General features: G+C 53.6%; 15 protein-coding genes and 1 tRNA gene. 3 read left to right on the top strand and 13 right to left on the bottom strand.

Annotated elements, in window-relative coordinates; all coding sequences use genetic code 11:
* The first annotated feature begins 63 nt into the window (after window positions 1-63).
* Window positions 64-438, top strand: coding sequence for a recombinase family protein (locus DN611_RS17305; RefSeq protein WP_119311108.1), 375 nt, complete (start codon window positions 64-66; stop codon window positions 436-438).
* A 260-nt stretch (window positions 439-698) separates the two neighbouring features.
* Here DN611_RS17305 and DN611_RS08600 read toward each other — a convergent pair whose 3' ends face one another.
* From DN611_RS08600 to DN611_RS08575, 6 genes are all read right to left on the bottom strand, one after another.
* Complete coding sequence (locus tag DN611_RS08600) at window positions 699-1,004, bottom strand: DUF2200 domain-containing protein (RefSeq protein ID WP_267288390.1); 306 nt, start codon at window positions 1,002-1,004, stop codon at window positions 699-701.
* Between the two features lie 594 nt (window positions 1,005-1,598).
* Window positions 1,599-2,795 (bottom strand): Wadjet anti-phage system protein JetD domain-containing protein, encoded by a 1,197-nt coding sequence (locus DN611_RS08595; RefSeq protein ID WP_119311106.1) that lies wholly within the window; start codon window positions 2,793-2,795, stop codon window positions 1,599-1,601.
* Window positions 2,792-4,414, bottom strand: coding sequence for an SbcC/MukB-like Walker B domain-containing protein (locus DN611_RS08590; RefSeq protein ID WP_119311105.1), 1,623 nt, complete (start codon window positions 4,412-4,414; stop codon window positions 2,792-2,794). The genes DN611_RS08595 and DN611_RS08590 overlap by 4 nt, the downstream gene beginning before the upstream one ends.
* Before the next feature lie 142 nt (window positions 4,415-4,556).
* Window positions 4,557-6,134, bottom strand: a complete 1,578-nt coding sequence (locus tag DN611_RS08585) for an ATP-binding protein (protein ID WP_119311104.1) — start codon at window positions 6,132-6,134, stop codon at window positions 4,557-4,559.
* A complete protein-coding gene (locus DN611_RS08580; protein WP_249390765.1) occupies window positions 6,131-6,700 on the bottom strand; it encodes a DUF4194 domain-containing protein in 570 nt (189 codons plus the stop codon). The genes DN611_RS08585 and DN611_RS08580 overlap by 4 nt, the downstream gene beginning before the upstream one ends.
* Before the next feature lie 13 nt (window positions 6,701-6,713).
* Window positions 6,714-8,114, bottom strand: coding sequence for a Wadjet anti-phage system protein JetA family protein (locus DN611_RS08575; RefSeq protein WP_119311102.1), 1,401 nt, complete (start codon window positions 8,112-8,114; stop codon window positions 6,714-6,716).
* A 916-nt stretch (window positions 8,115-9,030) separates the two neighbouring features.
* On the opposite strand from DN611_RS08575, the gene DN611_RS08570 reads away from it, so the two are divergent.
* Window positions 9,031-9,106, top strand: a tRNA-Pro gene (locus DN611_RS08570).
* A 214-nt stretch (window positions 9,107-9,320) separates the two neighbouring features.
* Here the strand turns inward: DN611_RS08570 and DN611_RS08565 are convergent.
* The gene (locus DN611_RS08565; protein WP_119311101.1) at window positions 9,321-10,454 is read right to left on the bottom strand and encodes an IS3 family transposase; all 1,134 of its coding nucleotides are present in this window, start codon (window positions 10,452-10,454) and stop codon (window positions 9,321-9,323) included.
* A 206-nt stretch (window positions 10,455-10,660) separates the two neighbouring features.
* Between DN611_RS08565 and DN611_RS08560 the strand changes: the two genes are divergently transcribed.
* Window positions 10,661-15,373: a hypothetical protein gene (locus DN611_RS08560; RefSeq protein ID WP_119311100.1), complete on the top strand. Its 4,713-nt coding sequence runs from the start codon at window positions 10,661-10,663 to the stop codon at window positions 15,371-15,373.
* A gap of 1,562 nt (window positions 15,374-16,935) precedes the next feature.
* Here the strand turns inward: DN611_RS08560 and cas2 are convergent.
* From cas2 to cas5c, 6 genes are read right to left on the bottom strand one after another with little or no spacing between them, the layout of a single operon-like run.
* A complete protein-coding gene (gene cas2, locus DN611_RS08555; RefSeq protein ID WP_025543469.1) occupies window positions 16,936-17,226 on the bottom strand; it encodes a CRISPR-associated endonuclease Cas2 in 291 nt (96 codons plus the stop codon).
* A gap of 9 nt (window positions 17,227-17,235) precedes the next feature.
* Window positions 17,236-18,267, bottom strand: a complete 1,032-nt coding sequence (cas1c, locus tag DN611_RS08550; protein WP_119311099.1) for a type I-C CRISPR-associated endonuclease Cas1c — start codon at window positions 18,265-18,267, stop codon at window positions 17,236-17,238.
* The gene (cas4, locus tag DN611_RS08545) at window positions 18,264-18,926 is read right to left on the bottom strand and encodes a CRISPR-associated protein Cas4 (RefSeq protein ID WP_394802914.1); all 663 of its coding nucleotides are present in this window, start codon (window positions 18,924-18,926) and stop codon (window positions 18,264-18,266) included. The genes cas1c and cas4 overlap by 4 nt, the downstream gene beginning before the upstream one ends.
* Entirely contained in the window at window positions 18,923-19,819 is an 897-nt protein-coding gene (gene cas7c, locus DN611_RS08540; RefSeq protein ID WP_119311098.1) for a type I-C CRISPR-associated protein Cas7/Csd2, read from the bottom strand. The genes cas4 and cas7c overlap by 4 nt, the downstream gene beginning before the upstream one ends.
* Window positions 19,812-21,572, bottom strand: a complete 1,761-nt coding sequence (gene cas8c / locus DN611_RS08535) for a type I-C CRISPR-associated protein Cas8c/Csd1 (RefSeq protein ID WP_119311097.1) — start codon at window positions 21,570-21,572, stop codon at window positions 19,812-19,814. Before cas8c ends, cas7c begins: the two co-directional genes overlap by 8 nt.
* Entirely contained in the window at window positions 21,569-22,231 is a 663-nt protein-coding gene (cas5c, locus tag DN611_RS08530) for a type I-C CRISPR-associated protein Cas5c (protein ID WP_119311096.1), read from the bottom strand. The genes cas8c and cas5c overlap by 4 nt, the downstream gene beginning before the upstream one ends.
* Window positions 22,232-22,242: the final 11 nt, after the last annotated feature.

Raw genomic sequence — 22,242 nt, 5'->3', positions numbered from 1 at the left:
GTTCCTTGAACTGAAATGTAGCTTTTTCATTTTCTACCCCTCCATGATAAACTGATCGACAGTATGTATCATGGAGGGGTTCTTATGTTTCAACATGTGATTGAGATCCCGCAGACGCAGGAGGACCACCCTATTTGGAATCAGCAGTTGCGGGGGGCAACCTATTGCCGTACCAGCACGAATCAGGAGGAACAAAATTCAAGCCTGGAAAACCAGATCGCGTATTATACAGCTTTCATTCAGAGTAATCCCTTGTGGCGATTCGTGGCTGTTTGCGCGGACCAAGCGTCGAGATTGCACACGAAAAACCGCTCAGGCTATCGGAAGATCCTGAGAGGCTGCCGGAGAGGGAAGATCCATTTGATCCTTGTCAAATCGCTCAGCCGCTTTGGAAGAGATGCCCGGGAAGCTATTAGCACAATCAGAAAGCTGAAATAAATGAACGTAGGAATTTACATTGAGTTAGGAGGTATCTTTACCATGAAGCCGCCAGACAGCGTGATCGATCTGTATGCTGCCTCTGCACAAGTGGAGAGCCAAACTCGCAGCGAGAACATTAAGTTTGGCATTCAGAATCGCATGCGGAGCGGGAAAACCATTTTGAATTACATACAGTTTCTGAGCTATACTAAGGGGCCGAATGGAGTGCTGCAGATCGTACTGGAGGAGGCCGAGATCATCCGAAAGATTTTTGACCTCTACATCCAGGGAAACGGCGTCCGGAAGATAAAAAGTATCTGGAATCTCACGGCATCAAGACGGTCACCGGAAAAACGGAGAGGAGCACCTCCACCATTGACCGGATGTTGAATTGTGCGATTGGGTTTTAGAACCGGAGCGTTCAGAAAGAAGTCACCGTAACTGACCGTGGACTGTTCCAGACGGGCGATGTCTCCGGCGGTGTAGCCGGTGAGCCAGGTTGTGACCTGGTCCACCTCTTCTCGCGTGCGGCCTTTCCGCTCCGCTTTTGCCACCAGCAGAGGATAGAGCTTTGCAAAGGGCATTTGAGTGACATCCATACGGGCATGACAGCACCTCCTCGCTTTCTGTTGCCATCATATCATACGCGGTTCTGCCTGGCAATTCAGCAAAGTAAGGGAAAGCGGTTTCCTGGATTCCCGGCATCTTTTGAATCATCTCATAGGGTTTGGATACCGTATGCCGGGTCACCTTGGCCCCTTGGCAATGACGCTGTAATTTGTCTCTTCGGGTGGAACTTTATGTGCGTCCAGATCTCTTGTATGTTTTTCAAGACAGAGGTACCATTTTTTCAAACTTTGAGGTAAACTGTACCGCCTAGAGTATCACCGTGGGTCATGGATTCTGGCCGAAACTTTTCCGCTGACCACATGTAAGACCACAGACAGAGCTGGAATACACGGAAACAGCGGAAACAAGAGCGATGGAAAGTAACTGATTTGAAGCGGAAATGACTATAAAGCAATATAAACGCCTATAAAAAATTCCGGAAACCTCTTTGGGACTAGAACTCATTAAAAGCGATTAGAAAAAAATAATAGTATCAGAATAAACCGTACAACAAGAGAGAACGGTCTGCCTTGCAAGTTGCCTCCGACCTATGGATACCAGGGCGGCAGTTATAATTTCATTGCAGAGAGAGATTCCTGCTCCGCTTTACAGTTATGTGCCTGCATGAAGGCAAATATTTCCCGGTAGGCACAGAGCATAGGTGACTGCATGACTTTCCGATCTTCTGCGGTCAGCGGACGGTAATGTCCTGCCTGGAAACAAGCTTGCAGGGTAGCAAGATCCATTCCTGAAGCGGCAAATGGAATTCCGGTTTTTTGTTTCAGGTTTTCCAGTATCAAAAGACCGTATGGATCCAGATCTCCATAATGCAGATAAACAGCATCCGGTTTGGAAGCGTAAACCATACGAAGAAAACTTGCCCGTGCGGAATTTGGGAAACCACCCAGATATAAAACGGCTCGATCGTCTGAGGGAATGTCGTGATAGGTAGTGAGGTTTTCTACGGTAATGACTGTCCGGGGCTCCAAAAGGACAGACCGTATGGCACTCAAACCGTCAGAGGTCAAACCGATACCACCTGGAAGATCAGTAACACGGATACATGAGTCCGGAAACTCCAATATCCAGCCTCCTTTCAAATAGAGGTAGGTTGGATTTTCCAAAAGATTGTAATATTCCAGGATCTGCTTCTTTTCTACCGGCTGGTCTGTCAAATCGGAGAGAATACTGCGGATAATCCCGGAAATAGAGTGAAAGTGCTTGGAGTCATGGAATACGGCCTCGGAAAAGTTGCGCACATAGGTCTCTTTGTTTAACTGCCCGATTTTTTCCAGAGCCAGCAGAACATCCCGTAGTTTCTCAACATTCCCCTGAAGGCCGTATCCCGGTGAACGTCCTGCCTGCAGTGCGGCCATCAGCTCTCCGGCGAAGCGGCTGGAGAGAGTATCCGGGTTTTGTCTCTGGGCATCCAATAGAAGCTGCAGTTGCTCCTGCCGGGTTTCCTGGGCTGGTTTCCGCCCTAAAAATTCATAGATTTCCTGAATGTGGTCCAGCCGCAGAGTAATCTTGGTGTAGTATCCCTGGGCACTGCGGGGGGCGGCAACCATCTGCCAACTGGAAAGGCGCGTCACCGCATCGTCAATGGCCTGCTCCTCCTCGCTCAGGTGGTCCCGGTATATGGGATAATACTTTGCGAGATCAAAGGTTACCGCCCGCTGGGGCTTACCGTTCTGGGCAGAAGTTCCTTTCCTGCGTTCATAGCGATCCACCATCGCCGTGAGAATTTCGTGGGTGTAGTCCATCATTCCCTCACATCCTGATAAAATGGGCGGACAGCATTGCGCGTACCGCTTTTGATAATGGAACAGGTGGTGTCACAGTAGGGCTGGATGGCCGAGGCCTTTTCCACTGTGGTGATCAGTACCGTCTGTAGCTGCATTTTGCGCAGCATCTGCATCATGGGGCGGATGCGGTCGCTGGTCATGCGGCTGAACGCCTCGTCCAGCAGTGCCAGGCGAATGCTGTTCTCGCATTTGTCGTAGATCTGCAGCAGGGATGCACAGATTGCAATATAGAACGGCGCCTGATTCTCTCCGCCGCTGCTGTCCTGACTGACCGCAGAGAGGCGGGTCACGCCGCCGGTGATCTGGTTGCGGCACTCAATATCATATTCCAGGTAGTACCGGTAGTCCACATAGCGAGACAGCTCTGTGGCCAGATGCTTTCCCTCTTGGCGGCGCTGGGCATTGGCTTTCAGCTCTGCTAGGATCCGCTCCATCAATTCGTCCACCTGCGTTTCGTAGGCCGGGTCATTGCGGGCCAGAAAATCTTCGATACTGCCGTCCCCCTGGATCCGCCGGTTGCTGTCCTGCATGATTACATCATAAAATGCCCGGCGTTCGGGATCGGCGCTGGCCTGGACAACGAACTGATAGACCTCCTCACCGTACTGCAGGTTTTCCATTGTGTGGTTGAGTTCCCGGAATTGCCGCTTGGCGTTATAGATATCGTCCTTCATCCGATAAAGAATGTCTTCACGGAAGCGCTGGCGGCACCGTTCTTGTGCCTGGTGCAGACTGGTAGAGTACCGTTCCAGATCTACATGAACCAGCCGTTCCTGCTGTTCCCGGAAGGTCTCGATGCCATCCAGCCCCAGAGGATAATCACAGGTGTAGATGGTGTTATACTCCCGCTGCCTGGGGATCAGCTGATCCCGCAGCCATTCGTCCAATGCTTTATCCACCTGATTTTGATAATTCGTTTGGTATTGGACGATCTTGTCCGGGGGACGGCTGCGGGCTGCGTCCTGATATTTTTTCTCTACCTCTGTCTGCAGCAAGGGTTCCTGCTGGCAAAACGCCAGCCAGCCTGCTCTGGCGTCTTCCGCCTCCCGGCTGGCCTGCTCCTGCATCCCTTGTTTTTCCTGGACTTTATTCGTTTGGGAGCGGAGGGTGGCTTCGATTTCCACCCGCTTTTGATCCTGCCGCGTCCATTCTTCCTGGCAGAGATGTTCGGCGGTGATCTTTGCCTGGAGAATGGGATTTTCCTTCCACATCTCGTATTCCTGCCGTGCCTGCTCCAGCGCCTGCCAACTGGCTTGGTGCCGCTGGACGCTGCCCCAGTTTTTGCGCAGATCCTCCAGAACGCTGCTGTGCAGAACGCGGCGGCATTGCTCCAGAATATCCCGCAGGGACTGTGCCTGGGCGGTGCACTCGGTCAGCTGTCCGCGCAAAGCTGAAAACTCCTCCCAGGCAGCTTTCAGCTGCTGCTTGCGGGCTTCCATACCGATATACAGCACGGGCGTTCGCAGACGTGCCAACCGATAAGGATAGTGCCGCAGAAGATCTTTTGTGGCGCTCTGGGGATACGCTTCCAGCGCCTCCGACGTATCGCAGCAGACGATTTGCCCCAGCAGGTTCTGCACATAGTATTTGGCCAGCCAGTTTTCACTGGTGACTTTGGCGGCGAGAGTACTGAGTTGCGGGGAGGCGGCGTCTTTTTCGCCATCCCGCTCCAGAGCAGGACTGTCCAGAAGGCTGACCTGTCCGACCTCGGCTTTCAGATGCTCAAATACCCGTTTGGCGGTACGGTAATGCCGGGGGGGAGACGAAAATGTCGAAGCGGCGGTTTCCCAGACAGGCTTCGATACACGCCTGCCAGTCGGGCTCTTGTACCGTCAGGATCTCGCAGAGAATGCGGGCATCGGCCTCCATACCCTGCTGGGCCAACTCCCGGTTGATGGCCTGGCAGACCCGTTTTGCCCGGTCCTGATCCGGATAGACCAACTGGCCCTTTTCCAGCGTTTCAATTTTCGCCTGAAGGGCTTTTTGCCGCTCCTTCAGCTGTTGGAGATCGCTTCGGACCTGAAATTCCTCCTGATCCAGGGAATCTTCCCGCTCCCGAAGCAATTGTTCCATGGCGGTGAGCTGCTCCGTCTGCCGCTGCTCCGGCAGCTGCTCAATGGCATCCGGCATCTGTTCGGCCGGAAGTGCTCGTCTGCAGTCGGACAGCTTTCGATTGAGGGCTTCCAGCTCCTGTTTGGCGTTTTGTAGAGAGGAGAGGGCTTTTCGGGCCTCCGTGTAGTCTTTTTCACGGTCTTTTACCAGATCCTCGAAGACCTGCAGCTGCTGGCGTTCCGGGCTGTTCTGGTTTTCCCGCAGGGCATCCATCCACCGCTGGTGGGCCTGCTCCGTCCGCTCCTTCTGATACTGCAGCTCTTCTTGCAGACGGTCGATCTCCCGGTTTCCGTCGCAGATGGCAGAGAGGATCTGCTCCTCTGCCCCCTCTGCCGCCTGTTGGCTGGCATATAGAACAAACCCCTGGTTCACTCTGCAGTCCCGCTGCTTGGAACGGGCAGTTTCACCCAGGGTACCGATCTCCGTCAGCAGCTGCGCCCGCTCCTTTGCCTGGAGCAGCACGTCGTTCAGATGATCCAATTCGATCTGCTCCTGCTGCAGTGCTTGGGGGTCAATTTCCGGCTGGGGGAGGATGTAGTGATAGATGAATTCCCGGAAGTCCTCAATGTCGTCCATCCCGGTACCCATGGGAAATACCGCACAGAATTTCTTCCCCAACGGGGAGTCTGCTGCTCCAATCCCCAGCGCGCGGCAGATCAGGTCTTTTGCCAGCTTTTGATTGTCGGTATCCCGCATTTTCCCATTTTTCGGGCAGAACTGTTCCCGCTTTGTGGGAATATAGTCGGGGCCCAGGAAGGGGAGGTCCTCCAGCATGACGCCCCGGGGAGAGATGTACCAGCGCTGCTGTACGTGACGCATGTCCTCGTCAGGTTTCTCAGATTCCACCCGGACCGTAATGACAAAGGTGTCCTTCCCAGGGGCTGCGGTATCATCCCGAAATTCGGCGCCGACATAGGATACAGTATGCCCCTTGCGGCTGTACCGGGGACGGTCTCCGTCCTGATCCCGCTGTTTGCCGTGTACCGAGCCCAGCAGTGTTCGCTTGCTCTTGCGGTTGCCCAGGGCGTTGAAGCTTTTGCTCGTGGTGAGGCAATACCGCAGGGCGTCCAGGATCGTGGTCTTGCCCACACCGTTGACGCCGATCAGATAGGTGATCTGCTGGATATTCAGAAGGTCGTTGACAAAATTATGCCAGTTGATCAGCCGCAGGCGGCACAGTGCAATCATACATCATCCTCCTCACCGGCTTTGCGGTATTTGTCCAGTGCCGCTGCCGTCTCATCCCTGGATGACTTCAGGACATTGTCTGGCAACGCCAGAATAACAGTGGGATAGATCTCGATTTTGGCTTCTTCCTCGGTGAGACGGTCCAGCGGCTTTGCCAGATTGTAGGTCTTGAGGGTCCGCAGGATGGCTTCCAGCGTGATCCGGTCCAGCTTGCGGGGAAGACCCAGCTTTTGATACTCCTCCTGGATCTCTCCCACTGTGGCGACGACATGCGCTCCATCCAGAGAGAGCTTCTCCCGCTTTTGCAAATACAGTAGCCGGAAAATTAACAGCAGGATGCTCTCATATTTATTCAGCTTCGCTTGGTTGCCCTCATACTCGCTGACCAGTGCGATCACCTTCAGAGGCGCGGAATGGTAGACAACCGTATAGCCAAGGGGCTTGAAGATCCGGCGCAGCTCCTCCAAGTGATTGACCGCATAGTAATGCTTTTCCAGCAGGTCTTCCGCCTGCGACGGAAGAAAGCAGTGGTTGAGCAAATAGTTGGCGACCTCTCTTACGTCCATAGAAACCTCTCTTTCAGCTTCGCCTGCGTATCCAGAACTGCTGGAATCGGAACCCACCGCAGGAGACCCATTCCTCCTGTTCGGAGATCTCATAATTGCGGTCGGGGGATTGTGAGTATGTGTGAAGTCCGATGATTTTGATAAATTCCTGACTTTGCGTGGAAGCCAGTTCCAGAGCGGAAACCGTCTCTCGGTGGTTCAGCACCTGGCCGGCAAAACGATTTACATTTTCCAGAGTGACCGCCTGGCGGACATATTCCAGCAGCAGTTCCTGCTGGCGCTGGAGTTCCTCCTCGGATATGGGCGGTTCCGGAGGTGCCTGCTCGATAGGAGTGGGTTTTCGGCTGTTAACGGCTGGCTTGAGAAAGTTCCTGCCTAGGATCTCTGTGGGATAGAATTTCCAATGGCGGCTCAAGGGGCTCTCGTCTGGCTCGAACAGCTCTTCCGGGCGCTGAATGGTTTGGGCGTAATACCGCAGCAGATCGCTGATTTTTCCTTGAGCGGAGCCGTCGGAGAGCAGCATGAACTGTGCCCGCTGCACAGCCCGCTTCCGGTAGGTCACATGGTTGCGATCGATCTCCGAGAGCAGATCCCGCATAATCTCCAGATCATCCCGCACTTTCTGAACCAGCCTTCGTACTGCAATGGCGGCTTCCGACTCGCTGACCCGCTCCACTCTGCAGTAATCCGCAGCCAATGCCTCAGCATACTGCCCGTTGCAGGCATCCAAGCCCTCTAGGATCTCTGTCCTATATTGGAACAGATTGTCACTGGTTTTAAAACGGTGGTAGGCCGCCACCACGACTTCGTCCTCATATTGCTGAAATAGGTCCAAGACTTCCTGAGGGGTCCGATTCCGAGTCAGCTGGTCGATGTAGCTCCCGATAGATGCATTGAGCTGCCGCAGAGAGGTGTTCAGGTCCGCCATGTCAGCGGAGACCTCTTTGAGCACATTTTCATAAGGGCTTTTTTCGTGCTCCATGTCCTGGAGCAATCGATAAGCCTTTAAAAGCTTTCCGCTGTATGTGACAGTCTTGGGATGGAGCAGTTCATCAAAAAGTTGCAGCAGACGGACAGCCAGGGCAGACAGGGCCGTGCGGTTTTCCTCCTCATATCCGCCCTCCAGATCTTCCACCCACCCTGCGTCCCGTAAACGGCGCACAAACAGCAATCCTTGGCTCCTGGCATCCGTGGCTGATTCGCCCGGGGAATCCTCTTCATCAAGCGGCAGGATCGTGCCCAGTCCTTCCATATAGGTCTCTGCCAGTTCTGTAAGAGCACCTTTCCCGATGCTGTAGTCCTGGGATGTGCTGCATCTGTCCCAGATCAGCATCAGCAAGTCAGCATAAATGCGCTGATTTCGCCCTGTCAGCGGCCGGAACATTCTCGGATTGAGTAAATCAAAAAGATTCATTTTGAGGCCTCCCATTCAGGCAGAGAGAACGGCTAAAGTATCTAAAGCATCAGGCTTATTCGTGAAAAAACTTTTTGTAGGACTGTTCTCTGGGTTGTTTCTACAGCAAGCAATCAAAAAGAGTATGGTCCTGTTATTTTTTGGTAGCCAGCTTTGTCAAGATTAACTTTATAGGAATATTCCGGTTGTGTCAAGCGCATCTCCAATACCTGAAATATCATCGGCAAAAAAGAGATGGGGTGAATGACAACCTCTTTTAGGGCCATTATAAAATCCGGGCACCTGTAGCAATTGAGCATTCAAGAAAATCCGCCGTAGCCTCAGAGACTACGGCGGATTTTTGGGGGGAGTTCTTGACAGATGTTTTCTTTGATATAGCGACACAAAAATTGATCGGTTTTCTCTCAAAAAAGTCTTGTATGTTTTTCGAGATAGAGGTACCATTTTTCAAACTTTGAGGTAAATTGTACCACCTAGGGTGTCACTGTGGGGCAGGGATTCTGGCCGAAACTTTTCCGCTGACCACATGCAAGACCACAGACAGAGCTGGAATACACGGAAACAGTGGAAACAAGATCGCTAGAAAGTAACTGGGTTGGAGCAGAAATGATGATAAATTACTATAAACAACTATAAAAAATGCTGAGAACCTCTTTTGGGAGAATACGCCCGGGCCACCCCACAACTTCATATCCGGGTGTAGCGCAGTTGGTAGCGCGCCTGCTTTGGGAGGATAGACGGTCTATCCATTCCCCCAAAAGTGAAAGCCCGGAAGTCCTTGGGACAGTAGCCTGTGGCGGAAATCCCCCGCCTGAAGATCCCCCCGCAAAACCGGCCTTGACCACAGCACTGCCCACAGACACGAAAAACTTGCTTTTTCCTTCTCCGCATAGTATCATGCAGAAAAATCGAATATCCGGGATTAGCGCAGTTGGTAGCGCGGGTGGTTTGGGACCATCAGGCCGGGAGTTCGAGTCTCCCATCTCGGACCAGAATGAATGACCCTACCTGATCTGAACAAAAAGATGTCAATGTTCAGAATAGGTAGGGTCATTTTATGCCAGAAACCATTGTGCCACAATGGTTTCTGGCGTTCCTATTATAGAGGGCACTATGTCACCAAACAAATGCAAACAGGGCGAAATCAAGACGCAAAACGCGCAATCGATGGAATCTGCCCCCCAGCTGTGTCACTGGGATACGGATTCATGATTTGTCACTCATGAACGCATCTTCAACCTGGCATGGCGTCAGATTTTTCAAGGTACGATGTGGGCGCTGGGTGCTGTAAAACTCGATATAGGAGGCAAGGCCACGCTTGAAAGCCGCCTCTGAGGTGTAATCCTTCCGATACAGATCTTCCTTCTTTAGGGTGGCGAAGAAAGACTCCGCAACAGCGTTGCCATGAGGTTTCCTCGAATTGGAGAAAGATTGCACCACTGCGCGCTCATGAAGCAGTTGTCGGAACCGATGTGAGGTATATTGAGCCCCACGGTCACTGTGAAAAATGAGGCCGGTATCGGGAGCTCTCTGCTCCCATGCGTCCTTAAATGTGGAGGTAATCAACTGGGTGCTATTCTTCCTGGACACTTTATAGGCAACAACCCTGCGTGAAAACAGGTCTAGAATTACGCAGGTATAGAGATAAAGCTCCCCCAGTTTAAAGCAGGTAACATCACTGACCCAGATTTGATTGAGCCTGTCCGCCTGGAACTGTTGACGCAGGACATTCCGTTTCTTTTCTGGCTCATGAAGTTTCATGTAATCCTGCTTCGCAGTACTGCGGATGCTGGTCAGCCCCATCTCCTTCATCAACTTTGCCACATATTCTGGGCTAACCTGATGACCTCGTTGAACAAGAATAGTGCGGATCTTTTCAGCACCCAGCACCTGACGATACTCATCAAATACTTCACGGATCAATCCGCAATATTCCTCTCTGCGTTTTTGGAACCAAGCATTGCTCCGCTTATTTCGGAGAATATGGTTATAGAAGGTTCCGCGGGAGACATTCATAGCTTCACAAAGAGTGTGTACGTCGTATTGGCCGTATAACAACTCCAGTTCTCCTAACCGCTCCTTCAATGGAGCATGGACCGTGCAGCCGACAGTTTGCAAAATAGCGACCATGTTTTCTAATTTGGCAACTCTGCGAAGAAGTGCATCATACTCTTTGACGGTATAGGTGCGTTTTTCGTCCGGAACCACTGGGCAGTATATCTTCGCCCAGCGGTAGATCGTCCGTGCGCAGACGCCGCATTCTGTACATAATTGCTGGATTGGCCTGCCCTGTCTGTACTGTGTGATGATAGCGGTTTTCTCTTGATCTGTGTAGGTCATGGTGTTTGCTCCTTTCATGTGATATGAATTAGCATATCACATGAAAGGAACTACCCTATTTTGGATTATGAATTGTACTACACCGCATATACCATTAACAGAAATCTGATTCATGTCTCTATGAGAGTAGCATTGTAAATCTACCACAATTATGCCATAATGAAATTGTAATAACGTTATATTCGGCACCGCAGGGAGGGCTATACATGACGAATATCCCCGTTGACTGGAAGGTTTTTGAGTCCAAGTTTTCTCAGAATCCCAGGGCTGCCTTTGAGGGCCTTGTCACCACGCTGTTCTGCCACGAGATGGGGCTTTCGCACGGTATTTTCCGGTACTTCAATCAACCATATATCGAAACACAGCCCGTGATGGCTCCGGATGGCCTTTTGACCGGATTTCAAGCGAAATACTATGATGCTTCCACTCGGATTTCATCTAAAGAAGTGGATTTCAAAAATGCTATTGCGGATGCAAAGCAGAAATATGCAGGAATCAGCCGGATTATTTTTTATATTAATAAGGAAATGTCTGTCAGCAAGCGCCCTCATACCCAGAAGCCCATATATCAAGAGAATATCGAAACACACGGCGAAAGCCTTGGCATCACTGTTGAATGGCGGGGGCCAAGCCATATCGAGCAGATACTTTTGGCACTACCCACAGTAAGAGATTTATATTTTAACCCTATGCCGGGTCTTTCCCAGTGGGTTGAGCAGATCCAAAACCGGAGTGACTCCATCCGTTCCAATATTCAGTCGGAGATTCCGTGCCAGGGTGAGCGGATCAAAATCTATTATGATATGCAGAAGCTCGATGTACTATGGGAGTCGGAAAAAGCTGTCTGTATCATATATGGTGACGCAGGGACGGGTAAATCTGGCGTAGTGAAGGATCTCATTTCTCGGCGGCAGGAGCAGGGCGATGAGTTTGCCTGCTTCTTGTTCTCTTCCACCGACTTGGATGTGGAGGAAGAAAGTCTGTTTTTACGCAAGTATGGAAACTACCAACTGGAAGACTTATTTACCCTCTACAGTCAAGAGAAGCGAAAGGTCTGTGTAATTGAATCCGCTGAGAAGTTCTCCGCACTTAATAGCCCACAGGTATTTGCTGCCCTTGTCCATAAATTCATTGACCACGGCTGGAAGATGATCTTCACCATCCGTACCGTATACAAGGACAGCTTTTGCAATATTCTCCTCAAAGACATCGCTTATGACGAGTTTCGGGTGGAGAGCATAGCTGATGAGGTGCTAGAAGCGATCTCAGAGCAGTATCACTTCCCACTTCCCCAAAACCAGAATCTTCGAAGCCTCCTGAAGGATTTCTTCTATTTAAAGCTGTACTTAAAGCTAGATCCGGCTGGCTTGGATTTGGTATCCTCTGAGGAGCTGTTTCTGCAGCAGGTCTGGAAGGAGGTCATCTGTGACAGCCACCGTCGCGCAGAAAACCTCCCCGTCCGACGAGAGGAGATGGTAACGCACATCGTGTTCTCTATGCTGCAACGGGGATCCACCATTTACATAAGCAGTGCCAACGATGACTATATGGCGCTGACCGCGCTGGAGGATAGCGGAATTATCGCCGTTTACGACAACTCTCCACGTCGGTGGATGATGAGTCACGATGTGTATGAGGAGCTGATTATAAAACACATTTTGACCCAGCGGTACCAGGAGGGAATAGAGGCCGAGAAGGTTCTAGAGGGGTTCGGCCTATCTCTACGAGCCAGGAAGCTGTATCGCATCTGGCTGGAATCCGTTTTTGCTAGCGGTGGAGGTCGCTATGCAGATTTTTTGATCTCTATGCTCCAAAGCGGACTGGATCAGGCTTGGAAGGATGAGACGCTGATCGCACTGATGCAGTCTGATCAGGTGGACTGTTTCCGGGCAATCGACCCCATTCTGAGTCAGGAACGATACTCTTTGTTCACCCGCATGGTCTTTCTACTGAACACCGCCTGCCGTGACATCGACCGGGAACTGTTAAAGAAACTGTCCACGCCAACAGGGAACAAGTATCGCTTCACCTGCCCTGTAGGACGGGCTTGGTTTACGGTCTTTCAATATATTTATAATAACCGTGGCCTGATTCCTTGGACAGCCCAAAATCTGGACATCGTCACTAATACATTGAAAACATGGACAGCGAAATATGAAACAGGAGAGACAACGGGACTGGCGGGGAGGATTGCCCTCTATTTGAAAAGTGAGATATGGAAAAGGGAGCGGTATCCCTATACCCTTCGGCGAGACTCGCGATTTATCACCCTTACCGATGTGATTTTGGCTGCCGCAATGGAACTGAAGCAGGAACTGACCGACATCTTCCAATCCTTTACAGATACACAGACGGATGATAGTTACAAGGAAAACTATTTACTCCTGCAAAAGAGCCTGTCCAATGTTTATGAATGCGGAAGAGTTTGCCAGGCAATTCCGGAGCAGGTACTCAGTCTTGCGGAGCGTTATTGGTGCGACTCTTCTCAACGAGAACATAATGACTATTCTCATGACAGCATGGAGTACTATTTCGGCCTGTCCCACAGCTTGGATATGAAATACAAGGCGGAAAGCGCCCTTCAAACTCCGCTGTTTTTCCTATTACAGGAGGCACCAATCCGGGCGTTGAACACGATCCTGCGGATCATGAACTACGCCACAAACTGCTACAGTTCTTCCAAATTGGCAACAGAGTATTCTGAATGTTCTCAGATTGAAATCCATTTCACTGACGGCACGGTACAGCGACAGGTGTGCAGCGACAGACTGTGGAAGATGTACCGAGGTACTCATGTAGCACCCAAGTTGTTGGAGAGCGTGTTGATGGCACTGGAAAAATGGCTACTGGATTTGGCCGAGTTTACCGAGGAGAAAACCATATGCCAGTTCTGTGAGTATCTGCTGAGGAAATCCGCAAGCGCAGCCATTACTGCCGTGGTACTGAGTGTGGTGATTGCCTATCCAGATAAGCTCTTTCCCATCAGCTGTATTCTGTTGAAGACCAAGGAGGTCTTTGTCTTCGACATCGCCCGACTGCAGGCGGAGCACAGTGCCGATTTTCTGAAAGGAACGCTGGCATCTCATCGCTGGTTCGACCATGAGCGGATGGAGACCAATGCACTACCCTTCCGAAAAAAGCAATTTGAACAAGTTTTGGTGGACTACCAGATTGAAAAAGGCATTCTGTCTGAGAATGAGCTGGAAGAGAGAAAGACACAGCTGTATGCCGCATTTGACGAGGCAACCCAGAGCATCGATTCCTGGGAGGAGGTATATCAGTTTGCGTACTATCGGAGCGACCTTCGAAGGCGTCAGATTAGTAGCCAGAAGGTGTCCCAGGACAGAGTGATGATCTCTGTGGTGCCAGATATGCCGGAAAATCTCACAGCCCTCAGCGAACAGGCCCAACGCAATTATGAGGACTTTATGCGGCATGTACCGCTAATGCTTTGGGCAGATGCAAAACTTCGAGGCAATCAGGAAGCTGCCCAACAGTACCCACAGTTTGAGGGCGGTATCGAGCCAGTGGTAAATGAGATCTATCAGATTCTGGAGGAGGGAGAAGCGGACTCCCACGACATTTCCAGTGCCGTAAATGCCTGTGCAGTCCTTTTACGGGAGCGACGGACGGCTATAAATGAGACAACGCTTGCCTTTTGCACCGAGGTACTTCTGGCGACCTGTCTGAACTTTTTGAATCGAGATTGCCATCTAGGTCCCTATGAGTTGAATGGAGTTATCTCCGCAGTGGCAAGTCTGGTTTCCAGTGACGACTTCATCGCCGATTGGTCTTCTCCACTTTTCATGCTGCTGGCCCTTGTGATGTATAACGGCAAACAGAATGAAGCGCTGAACAGTGTGGCCTCCATCCTTTGGCCCTCCGCCCCCAATGTGGCCCGAAAGCTAATGCATACCTATGCGGTGCTCGCACCCCGATATTTCTCCCAAGTCCTTTGCTACAACGGCATTTCTACAAGGACCTTTTTTGAGCAGCACAGTCAAGAAATCCAGGCGCTGTTTCAAGAGGAGGTCTCCGATTTAGAAGACATCCCTTTGAGCGGCCTTGAGGTTCACCAACTGATTGCCCTGCAGCGGATGATTCCGTCCGGTAATGTAGAAGGCTCCTTCGTTTTCGTATTAAAAATCGGGGACCGGGTCTGGGGTACATTGCTCGGACCTGAGGACACGGACAGAGACGGCTATCAGGACTACGAAGGAGAGTACGCATATACACAGTGGCTCGGCGACTATGTTCTGGGCCTATCTGCGGAGCAGCAGAGCATCTTTCTGGACCATTTGGTGAAGCACGTGAAATACGGCAAGGAATTCACCCGCTTTTTGCGGGATGTTATCCAGGCCGAAGATATTAAACCTAGGTATAGCGCCTTTTGGGGATTTTGGGATTTGCTGAAAAACTACATCTTCTCTGCCTTCGAACGGGCCCCCGAATTCGAGCAACAGATGGATGAGGATCGGGCCATCAGTTTTGGAATAGGAAATGTCCTGACGGAGTATCTTTTGGCAGGACCTGAATGGAGAGAAGGCATCACAACCTGGCACTCCCTCCGGGAGGACTGTGCGGTCTTTTATAAAACGGCAGTAAATAGGACGGGAGCACATCCGGCAATTTTGTACTCTGTCGGTCGGGTATTGAACAGCATCGGTTCCCAAGTGTTCTTTGAAGACGGCGTGGAATGGCTCAGCGACATTATATCCAACAACCCCCAGCTGCGTCAAACCGCTCTTCCCACAAACACTATCTACTATATGGAAGAGTATATGTACCGTTATGTTCAAAAGCGGCTGTACCTCTTCAAATCGGATGCCCTGCGTAAGCACAAGGTTTTAAATGTCTTGGACTTTCTTGTAAACAGAGGGTCTCCTCTCGGATTTTTGCTACGAGAAGACATTATATAGCATCCTTTCAGCTAGGCAGCTGTTGATTAAGCGATCTAGTTAAGATAAGAAAAGCTAGTGCAGATGAAAACAAATAGATGGGATATAGATTTTGTGGGCTACTACACTTCAATGATTTGAACGCCCCCCGCCTAATCTGAATAGTTTGTATGAGACTGACGGATTAGGTGGGGGTGTTTTATGGCTGAAAACCTTGACACAGCAAGGTTTTCAGCCATTTTCATATCTGCAATAGAAATGGGACATGAAAACACAAAAAACTTGAAATCGATTTACAAAACAGAAGATTTCCGAAATCTGAACCCCTATATGCCAACCTCTTAGGATTGGCACCACTACGTTTGGTAGTCTTCCTCCATCTGGCATGGAGTCCAATTTTTTAATGTGCGATAAGGCCATGTTGTATTGCGGAATTCAATATATGAGTCGATCCTGTTCTTGAACTCTGATTCAGAAGCATAGTCCCTCCGATTTTGAAGTACTTCGGACACAGATCAACCCCATCTCACGCATAGATATCAGCCACAAATCTTGTGTTGACCTTGTGCTCCCTCTGCATGAGAATCATGCGGATTTTCTCAGCGCCAAGCAGATCCTGTCTGCGGACATTGAATTTCCATCCGCGCTCCCCTCACGGTGAGCGACGATCACCTCACATCCAACGCTTCGTCCGGCTCGGATTTCAATCCACGCTCCCCGTAAGGGGAGCGACAAGAGCAGCAGGCCGCCATTGACGCCGCCGTGAAATTTCAATCCACGCTCCCCGTAAGGGGAGCGACGGGTCCTGCGCCATCAAAGCGAGTTCCCGGTAAAATTTCAATCCACGCTCCCCGTAAGGGGAGCGACTCTTGTGGTGGATGCCCCTTCCGGAGCCGCCGGGATTTCAATCCACGCTCCCCGTAAGGGGAGCGACTCTCCGCTCTGGTGCACCGTCTGGAGACGGAGCTATTTCAATCCACGCTCCCCTCGCGGAGAGCGACCGCCCGCCTGATGGGCTATGAGGTGGTGGAGGATATTTCAATCCACGCTCCCCTCGCGGAGAGCGACGGCGTCAGGATGATGGGATAGGCTTGTTTCATGAATTTCAATCCACGCTCCCCTCGCGGAGAGCGACGTCAAAGTCGTGGACGGTGTGGCCGTCCGCTTTATTTCAATCCACGCTCCCCTCGCGGAGAGCGACGTCAAAGTCGTGGACGGTGTGGCCGTCCGCTTTATTTCAATCCACGCTCCCCTCGCGGAGAGCGACACATGCTGGAGGGGACGGCGGTGCTGTGGGAGGAATTTCAATCCACGCTCCCCGTGAGGGGAGCGACCAAGCCAGGGATACAACGGATCCGGATTAAGGGTATTTCAATCCACGCTCCCCGTGAGGGGAGCGACAGCGAAACAGCACAAAGGCACAGGTATGTTTTGTGACAAATGTGCAATTTCGTAAACTGGAATGGCCAGGAGCCGTGTCTGTGTCACAGTTCGCACGCTTAAATTTACGGAAATCTCCTGTCCATTTGATGATATTTGAGTGCGAACCTGCCGGGAAAACGATGTTCGCTTCCCCTTCGCACTCAGAGGATCAGAGGGGCCTCCGGTTGGTAGCTGCGCTGATTGCCGAAGTGCTCGATCTTGTTTTCATAGCGCTTTCCCAGATAGTAAAACCGCAGACTATCTCTTTCCGGGTCCATGATGGAGAGCAGTTTGGCCTGCAGCACCTTGCACTGGGCAGTGTCCAGCATACACTCAAAGACGGAGTTCTGGACCCGCTGGCCGTAGTTGACGCACTGCCTGGCGATCTGCCGCAGGCGTTTGCGGCCGGCGGGGTCCTCCGTGTTCACATCATAGGTAATCAGTACCAGCATTCGGACGCCTCACTTCCACAAAAAGGGCGGGTATTCCTCCAGGTCGTCCCGCAGAGTCCGGGCCAACAGCAGCGCCTGTACATAGGGGACCAGGCCCCAGGGGATCTTCTCTCCCAGATAGGGGTGCGTCAGTTCAGCTTTTTTCCGCTCCTGCCAGTGGGTCAAAAAGACCTTGCGGCCGGAGTCCGTCAGATAGACCGCCCCATTTTCCCGGAACTGGAAGTCGTCCCTGTGCACGACACGATTGTTGATTAGAGTCAGGACGAAGCGGTCCGCAAGGCAGGGACGCAGTTCCTCCATCAAGTCCAGGGCAAAAGAGGTTCGCCCGGGGCGGTCCCGGTGGAGAAATCCCACATAGGCGTCCAGCCCCACGCTCTCCAGAGCGGAGGCACAGTCGTGCGTCAGCAGGCTGTATGCGAAGGACAGCAGGGCGTTGACCGGGTCCAGCGGCGGCCGGCGGTTTCGGTTCGAAAAGGCAAACAGCGGTTTCTCCCCTAAGATCATCTGGTCAAACACGCTGAAGTAGATCGTGGCCCCGGCGCCCTCCAGGCCCCGCAGCTGCTCCAGGGAGGTTTCGGCGGCGATCTGGGGCAGCAGCGCCCGCAGCTGGGCGGAGGCGTTGGAAAACGCGCTTTCATCTATCCGGAGGCCGTGGTCCCGCCGGGTACGCTCAACGCTCCACCGGGTGTTGTGCACCTTTCCAAAGATCATGTTGCGGGCGATCCGGCAGCAGGGGCCGGGATCATCTGCTGTCCGGTACTGTGTCCGCTGCAGCAGCACATTCCCGGAGGATTCCCCGGATACCCGGGCGAGAAACCGTCCCCGGGGCGTGCAGAACGCCAGAGACACATCCCTCTGGACACAGGCCCCCATCAGCGCCGGAGAGGCGCCGGCGTAGGAGAAGGAGACGATACCGGAGAGAATGTGGAGGGGATAGCGAGCCATCTCCTGCTTGCCGCGGCTGGCCACCACATTCTCCCCGTCCAGAGACAGGTAGATGTCCTCACTGTTGACAAACAGCGTATTCAGAAGATGTCTCATGGCGATTCCTCCATGGCGCGGCGCAGATACGTCTGGACGCTCTCCCGCCGGACCAGCTGGGGCAGGCACAGCTCCTTGAGAGAGCAGGCGTTGCAGGATTTGGAGGGCTTGGCCTTGGGCGTATGGCCTCGATGGTACAGCTGGTGCATTTCGTCGGAGTCCCTGCGCACCGTCTCCCGTAGCTCCGGGGTGAAGAGCACCACCGTGCGGCGGCGTGGCTCCCCATAGAACAGAGCGCCTTCTGGAATAGAGCAGCAGAGCATCTCCTCCAGGCACATGGCCTGGGCGCACAGCTGCAGTTCATCCGCCTGATGGGATTTGGGCTTTCCCCGCTTATACTCCACGGGATACGGCTGCCAAAGCCCCTCCTCCCCCTGAAGCGGTACGCCTTTGGGGGTGGCGTGGAATTCCACCACGTCGCACTGGCCGGAAAGCCCCAGTTGATGGGAGACCACCTGCAATCCCCGGAGGATCAGGGTATCGCCCCGCCGCTCCCGGGCCGCCTCGTCGTGGGCTCTGCGATGGAGAAGGCCGCCCTCCACAGTCCGCAGGTTCTCCTGCCATTGCTGCTCCAGATGGATCAGTGCCCACTGCCGCCGGCAGAACGCGAAGTGCTGCAGACCGGAGAGGGGGAGGAGGTCCTCAGAAAAATCAATCACCCCATGCGGGTACAGGTGATGCCGGCGGGCAGCGCGGACTCGTCCACTGAGACAGTGTAGTCTCCAAAGGAGCGGGCGGGGGAGGCGTCCGCCGGGTCCTTTCGGGCGATCTTTACCGTGTCGAACAGCTTCCAGGCGGGGGCGCAGCCCAGCTCGCTGTCGTGCCTGAAGACGATCAGCTCCCGGACTGCCATCTTGCCGCGGGCGGCGGAGTGATCGTTCTCGAACATGTTGAGGATGGCCTCCCACAGCAGGGACAGGTCCTCCTCGGAGAAACCGGTGGTCTTGCTGGCCAGATTGGCGGAGATATAGCCCTCGCACCGGTACAGTCCATAGGGGACGATGTACTTGCGGCCCATCTCCGTCCCCTTTTTCTCCGCGTCCGCCTCGGTAGTGATGGCCACCCGTGTAATGGTGATCTCCTGGGGGATAACGGGCTCCACGCTGCGGGCAAAGCCCAGCTGCACCGGGCCGCGGACCTGCCCGCAGTTCAGGGCGGCCTTCATAAACGTGGTCATCACCGCGCCGAAGGCGCGGATGTCGTAGAAGTTGGCGCACATCCAGTCCCGGATTTTTCGGTCCAGTTCCGGATCGGCTTTTTTCTTCTCCTTAGCGGTTTTTTCATCGACATCCAGCGCCTTGTAGGCCTCGGCATCGCTCCGGTTGAGAGGGACCCCGTCCTTCACATAGATGCGGTAGCCGGCAGCGTCTTCCTTGACCGTCTCTACATAATTGCGGATTTTTCTCTTCAGGCACACGTCCGTGACAAGGCCCAGGCCGGTTTCGGGATCTACCCGGGGCATATTCCCCGCATCCGGGTCTCCATTGGGGTTGCCATTTTCCACGTCAAAGAGAATGACAAATTCATAGCGGTTCTTGATGGGTTCAGACATCTTTCGCTTCCTCCTTTTTCTGATAGCGGGCCTGGGTCTGGCAGTAGTAGCCCAGCTGGAACGAACCCTGCTGGGGCAGATTCATGTGGGCGGGATACTGTTCCCCAATGCGGCTGCAAAGCTCTGTCAGCTGTTTTTCATAGAAGACCACCAGCCCTGCGTTGGAGCCGCGCAGCTTTTTCAGATGCTTCTGCGCCAGGTTGAGGAGAATGGGGAAGATCATGGCCGGCGTAGCGGCGGCGGAGTTGAAATACTTGTCCTTGATGGTGGCGTTGATGCCGGGATTTGCAGAGGCCTGAATGGCTTCCAGCACGGAAAAGAGCCGGCCCAGCGTATAGGGCACGTTCGATGCATCCGGATTCAGGGACACTTGCAAGACCTCCTCTGGTATGTCTGGATTTTCGTGTTTGGTAGTTTCTGCAAGCTTTTGGTAGTAGGCTTTTACGATGGCTGCCCGCCCCCGAGTGACCTCCCGCTCCGCCCGGATCCGGAGGGCCACGCCATTCAGCAGCGTGGCGGGATACCGGGTATTGGTCAGGACTGCCCGCAGCACTTCACCGGCCAGGTCGGGAGCAGGGGATTTGTCCCTGGCATTTTGGTTGACGGTCTCACTGAGCAGCTTCCAGAGGGGCAGCGTCTCAAATTTGTCGTAGGCCGGGCGGACGATCTCCAGCCGGTCATAATGGGCCTGGACATTCCGAAGGAACCCACCGAACGTATTGTGGAGGAAAAACCGCACCGACAGGCGGGCGGAATTGGGAGACAGGCCCAGGATGTAAAAGTCCATGCTGGGGTCCAGTTTTGTCTCATCGTAGACCACCGGATTGCCCTGACACAAGGCGCCAACCAGCCCTTTCAGGTCCGTTTCGTCATAGAAATCGGAGAAAAACATCTGAAAGACGTCCTGATATCCCCGCTCTCCGCTTCTGGCCCAGCAGACGACGGTAGCATCGCCCACGCGAAAGACGTGTTCCCGGTCGGCCAGGAGCGCGTTCAATGCGGAGGTATATGCAAATGCCGCATACTTGCCGGTGGGAGCGTTGAGGTTCTGCTCCTTTCCGTAGGAGCAGAAGGCCGGGGCGTTGAAGGACACCAGGGCCGCTCCGCTGGACTGGGCACCCGCCACATTTTTGATGGCGGGGTGGACGCTTTCCACCGGTCCCGGCTGCCCGGTGACCAAGCAGATCCCCTGAGGACCATCCCCCTCGGCCTGATAAAACGCGTCCCAGGCCCTCCGGACGGAGGGATCCCTGTGGACATAGCCGTCCAGGGTGCGGAAGATCAGGTTGCCGCCGGAGAGGATGTCCTCCAGATGCTCCGCCAGAGCGGGGTGTTCCCGGGCTGTCTCGGGGTCCCAAGAGCGGAAAAAGGCGGCGACTGCCCGGGCGGCGGGGGAGTCTACACCCGCCAGCAGCTGTTCGTGCAGCGATCTGCTGGCTTCAAAGCACTCCCGCGTCCGCTGGGGCTTGCCCTTGCTGTCGATCCCCAGCAGATAACCGGCGTTGTCGCAGAGGAAGTTGGCGGCCACTCCCACCGTTCGTTTCACAGGCGCGGGGAGGGAGAGGATCTGCGGCGCGGAAGCCATCTTCTTTCCCCGCGGCTGTTCCGTCTGAATGTCAATCACCTGCTCCAGCGTGCCGTTTTCCGAGAGCAGCAGCGCATAGGACACCTTCACCGGCGCCCAGCCGGGGGCGTCGATCTTCCCGGCCTGTTCCAGTACCCGGTAGTAGTCGGTCAGCGCCTGTAAGATCATCCCCGCACCTCCCTGCTGTTCCGCCCAGGGACCCGCAGGACGCCGTCTTCCAGGGACGCCCGGAAGAACAGGGGGCGGATATCCTCCGGGTTCGTGTAATCCATGTCATACAGCATCCAGCCCAGATCCCTTGGCCCTTTCAGCTCCTCCGGACAGGGCGGCGGCTCCTCGCACCAACGGAACTGGGCGGGAAATTCCCGGCAGCCGAAGCAGGGCTGATGATAGAACTGCCCCCGCTGGATGCGGCGCTTGACAATGTCCTGGAACTTGCCCGGGTTATCCCCGGGAGCGGCTTTGTCCGTCACATCAAAATGGGCCTCAATGACATAGTGCACATCCCGCAGCAGCAGCGCCGCCCGCTGCTGGATGTCGTTGGCAGTACAGAGATACAGCTCTCCGGTCCCGCGTTCCATGACGGTGCGGACAGACCGGGCGGAGAGAGTGGACTTCACCTCATTGCGCCGCAGATTGGTGAACCGGATCGGCGCGCACACGTGGATGCAGTCGATCACCCACCGCAGCCCCGGATGCCAGTAAATTGCCTCGATCAGCCCCCGGGCTGCCGAAGGGGTCATGACATCATAGCTGACCCGTTCCACCTTCATCTCCGGTCTGGTGAAGAGGGCGTAGTCCCCCCAGACCTCCAAAGAGATGGGCATCAGCATGCACT

Source organism: Oscillibacter sp. PEA192, assembly GCF_003574015.1.
Lineage (GTDB): Bacteria > Bacillota > Clostridia > Oscillospirales > Oscillospiraceae > Oscillibacter > Oscillibacter welbionis.
This window is presented reverse-complemented; position numbering and strand designations above follow the sequence as displayed.